Raw genomic sequence first — 3,230 nt, forward strand, 5'->3', positions numbered from 1 at the left:
GCATCATCGCCCCATATAATGCCGTTCATCCCATCCTTTATGCCCTTGACTAGATTGTCTGCATCGGGCTTAGTCACAGGTCGCAACTCACCACAATTAATAAGTGCTTGTTTCGGCTTAGTGTGGTACTTTTTCGGTGGCATGACATAAATATCAACCTCCAACCTTAATGCTCCTTGTAACGGCTCCTGCGGCTTATTTTGCATAGCTATGATCCTTACCCACTCTTTGTAGTTTCGGGACTTGGGGGCGTCGTGAGTTCTGACGCCCTTGCCGTGTCTGCTGAATCGTGGTCGTTCCTGCGCTTGTACTTTGCCAGGTATTGTAAAGCTAATCATGCCGTAGCCTCCTCAATAACCTCATCCAAATTCATTTGATTACGCTCAAATTCGGCATCTGCCAGCTCCTTCTCGTGCTTCTTTTTGCAAACTGGCCCCATGCCATTCTCCATTGATTTTTGCGATTTCAAAGGTCTACTACACCTTTCACAGAGTTTCATAGATTTCCCTCCACTCGAATCCCGTTTTTATTTGCCTGTACTTGCTTGTAACCCTCATATCTCAAATATCTAATTTCCTCGGCTGTAAACATACCCACGGCTAGTAACTTGTCCTTGTCCACACGTTTGTACAGCTCTGTATATGTCAATAACCATTCAACTGCCTTTCGTGGTTGGTTTTGTTTTTTGTTAAATAAGCACCTTCTACTTGCTCCCATGTGAAGCCTAACATCTCACCTAAACTCAAAATCTCATAAAGCGCTTGCTCATAGTGAATGTAGTTTTCTAGCATGCACGACGTAATATAGTTGATTGCGATAAATTGACGTGTAATACCATTCTTCTCATCGTCACTTACCTGTGCGAAATATTCATTCATCTCTTCTTCATCAAACTCTTTGTAGCCGATTTCCAATCCGATGCTCAAAATGAAGTGCAAGCAGTCAATGTATTCCTCTAAAAGAGGATTCTTCGAATAAGAACCTTCTCCCCCGCACTGCCAACAATCAATTCCTGCATAGCTCGGTATCCCAATAGGCGTTCCAGTTCCAGCACAATTAGGGCACCCCACTTTAACACTTGTTCTTGATTCCTGGTTATTACTCCATCTTTTGAAGCCACGCCATTCGTTAGCACACTCACCTAACTCAACTTGTAGTGCTAGTAGCTTCCAGTCAAGGTTGTTTTGCCCTCGTAATTCTGGGTGTTGTTGTATGATGCGCTCGTCTAGCTCCGCTTGCATCTCAAATAATTTTTGTAAGTTCATTGGTTTGCTCCTTTTAGCAGCACTCTCTATAGTTTGCTAATAATTAACACGTTAGAGAGTGCGCGATTTATTATTTATCCCCGAATATGCCGCTTGGTCTATTGTCAATGGCTCCTGCGACACTTTGGTCGATTATCAGTAAAGCCAATGTGTTTTTATTGATTTTTAATTCTTCGCAAATTTTGCTATGCGCTGCTCCGTCCTTCCACAGCTTGCGAAATAACTCTATTTGCTTTTGTGTAAAGTCAAATTTGATAGATTCATGTTTAGCGCCAGTGAATAAAATGTAATTCATAATATCACCTCGTTAAACCTATCTAGGAAGCTCGTACAGCCGTTTTAATTTCTAGGGCATTATTGTACTCGACAAGTCGTTCAGCGTGTTCTATCGTTTCGCTGTGCGTTTTATAGCCCCAATTCTTACGTAGTGCCTCGATGTGTTGGATAAAACCGATTTCATTTTCCTTGTAGCCATATTTATCAAATAAATTCGCATGAAGTATCATCTGGTCGATGTGGTATTGTTCATTCATTCGATTCACCTACCAATCCCAATGCTTCGCGCGCAATTTCCCCGCCGTCTTTCAAAACGACAATCTCATCCCCTTGCTTTCGGCGATACCAGTCAGCGTCTGCGTAAAATTCAAGCGCTTCACATAATCGTCTATTTTCAGCTTTTTCGGTCTCCAACTCCTTAAAATGAACACCTTGTAACGTTTCGATAAACCTGTGTAATCGCTCAATTTCTATCCGAGCCTTTACTTCTGCTAGCTCTGTAGTATCTAGTCGCTCTTGTTGTATGCGAATACGTTCTTTCAAACCGCATGCTTCACACCAATAACCTCCTTCGACATCCCAAAAGCAAGGCTCATCACCAATGGAGTTTTCGCAAAGGATACATTCCACTTCTAATTCATTTGCTTTTAAATCAATCATGTTGCACCTCCGAAAGCTCTGGATTTTCTTTTATTCGATTTTTCACTGTACTCCAGTCGCAATTGTATTTTTTAGCGATATAATTAATCGATTTACCACTATTTAGATACATCTTCAATTCATCTAGTGGTATCTGTATTCTTTTCTTGTATTTAACCTTTCTTTTCGAATTTGCTAGAGCAATTTTATTCCTATGATCACTAGAGAAAATTTTCCCTTTATTATGCATACTCTGATGTCTTGATACTTCCACTATTTCAAGATTATTTTTAACAGCATTTAATTTGTTTTCATCTTTATGGTGAACATATTCCCAACGCGCTAGTTTTCGTCCTTCCCAAAACATCATTAGTAACCTGTGTACATGAACCTTGTTTTTATAAATTGCTACTCCAGGGTATTTACCATGCATGAAAATTTTCTTTTTACTAGCAACAGGTTTATCTGAAAACCATAGAATAGCTTTTTCTAATTCGTTGTAATCAACTAAGCATCCACAATTATTTATAAACTCGATAGGTTTTTGTTCATTCAGGATCATTCAGCAGTTCACCATCCTCCCATACATTGCCGATTACTTCACAACTCTTAAATCTCATTGACAATCTATGCATACCTATAGCCCATTCTCCGTAGTTTGTATATTCAACCTCATAACGTTCGATAATGCCTCTAATTGATTTGAACTGAACAATATCCCCCTCATAAATCTCAACGCCATACTTGTCCTTTAAGCCTGTGTATTGCATTAATTTATAAGTACCAGTTCCATCTGGCAAACTACCGCATCCATTTTGTAGATTGTAATAACATATTTGATTCGTTTCATGGTCAAAAACAAAAGAATCATGAGGACTATCACCACAAATGCGCATTCTTTTTACATCTTTATCCCATACACGAAACTTAATTTCTCTACAATTCCCTGTCATTAATCACTCGCCCCTTTCGTTTTTTGAGCACTCTGTAAGCCTCGCCATAGAGCTTTTCAATCTCACTACGTTCCATGTCATGTACCATCCGACAGTG

8 protein-coding genes are annotated in these 3,230 nt (G+C 39.7%); all 8 read right to left on the bottom strand.

Annotated features, from left to right (window positions below; all coding sequences use genetic code 11):
• The coding region (locus M3Z76_RS19540) for a RusA family crossover junction endodeoxyribonuclease (protein WP_295657537.1) at positions 1-338 on the bottom strand (338 nt) is incomplete at its 3' end.
• Complete coding sequence (locus M3Z76_RS19545; protein WP_295657539.1) at positions 335-499, bottom strand: DUF6011 domain-containing protein; 165 nt, start codon at positions 497-499, stop codon at positions 335-337. The genes M3Z76_RS19545 and M3Z76_RS19540, both read right to left, overlap by 4 nt.
• Positions 500-644: 145 nt before the next feature.
• Positions 645-1,265 (bottom strand): dUTP diphosphatase, encoded by a 621-nt coding sequence (locus tag M3Z76_RS19550; protein WP_293929843.1) that lies wholly within the window; start codon positions 1,263-1,265, stop codon positions 645-647.
• Positions 1,266-1,335: 70 nt separating this feature from the next.
• Positions 1,336-1,560, bottom strand: a complete 225-nt coding sequence (locus M3Z76_RS19555; protein ID WP_293929841.1) for a hypothetical protein — start codon at positions 1,558-1,560, stop codon at positions 1,336-1,338.
• Positions 1,561-1,582: 22 nt separating this feature from the next.
• Positions 1,583-1,807, bottom strand: a complete 225-nt coding sequence (locus M3Z76_RS19560) for a hypothetical protein (protein ID WP_293929839.1) — start codon at positions 1,805-1,807, stop codon at positions 1,583-1,585.
• Positions 1,791-2,201 carry a BAR domain-containing protein gene (locus tag M3Z76_RS19565; RefSeq protein WP_293929837.1) on the bottom strand — a complete coding sequence of 137 codons (411 nt, stop codon included), beginning with the start codon at positions 2,199-2,201 and terminating at the stop codon, positions 1,791-1,793. The genes M3Z76_RS19560 and M3Z76_RS19565 overlap by 17 nt, the downstream gene beginning before the upstream one ends.
• Entirely contained in the window at positions 2,194-2,742 is a 549-nt protein-coding gene (locus M3Z76_RS19570) for a hypothetical protein (RefSeq protein WP_293929836.1), read from the bottom strand. Before M3Z76_RS19570 ends, M3Z76_RS19565 begins: the two co-directional genes overlap by 8 nt.
• Positions 2,729-3,133, bottom strand: coding sequence for a YopX family protein (locus tag M3Z76_RS19575; RefSeq protein ID WP_293929835.1), 405 nt, complete (start codon positions 3,131-3,133; stop codon positions 2,729-2,731). The genes M3Z76_RS19570 and M3Z76_RS19575 overlap by 14 nt, the downstream gene beginning before the upstream one ends.
• Positions 3,134-3,230 lie beyond the last annotated feature (97 nt).

This window comes from Metasolibacillus sp. (assembly GCF_025291715.1).
GTDB classification, from domain to species: domain Bacteria; phylum Bacillota; class Bacilli; order Bacillales_A; family Planococcaceae; genus Metasolibacillus; species Metasolibacillus louembei.

What these genes read in the sequence shown, in the direction of transcription:
- M3Z76_RS19565 (WP_293929837.1), bottom strand. Translation starts at nt 2,201, where the DNA reads ATGATTGATTTAAAAGCAAATGAATTAGAAGTGGAATGTATCCTTTGC.
- M3Z76_RS19570 (WP_293929836.1), bottom strand. Translation starts at nt 2,742, where the DNA reads ATGATCCTGAATGAACAAAAACCTATCGAGTTTATAAATAATTGTGGA.
- M3Z76_RS19575 (WP_293929835.1), bottom strand. Translation starts at nt 3,133, where the DNA reads ATGACAGGGAATTGTAGAGAAATTAAGTTTCGTGTATGGGATAAAGAT.
- M3Z76_RS19545 (WP_295657539.1), bottom strand. Translation starts at nt 499, where the DNA reads ATGAAACTCTGTGAAAGGTGTAGTAGACCTTTGAAATCGCAAAAATCA.
- M3Z76_RS19550 (WP_293929843.1), bottom strand. Translation starts at nt 1,265, where the DNA reads ATGAACTTACAAAAATTATTTGAGATGCAAGCGGAGCTAGACGAGCGC.
- M3Z76_RS19555 (WP_293929841.1), bottom strand. Translation starts at nt 1,560, where the DNA reads ATGAATTACATTTTATTCACTGGCGCTAAACATGAATCTATCAAATTT.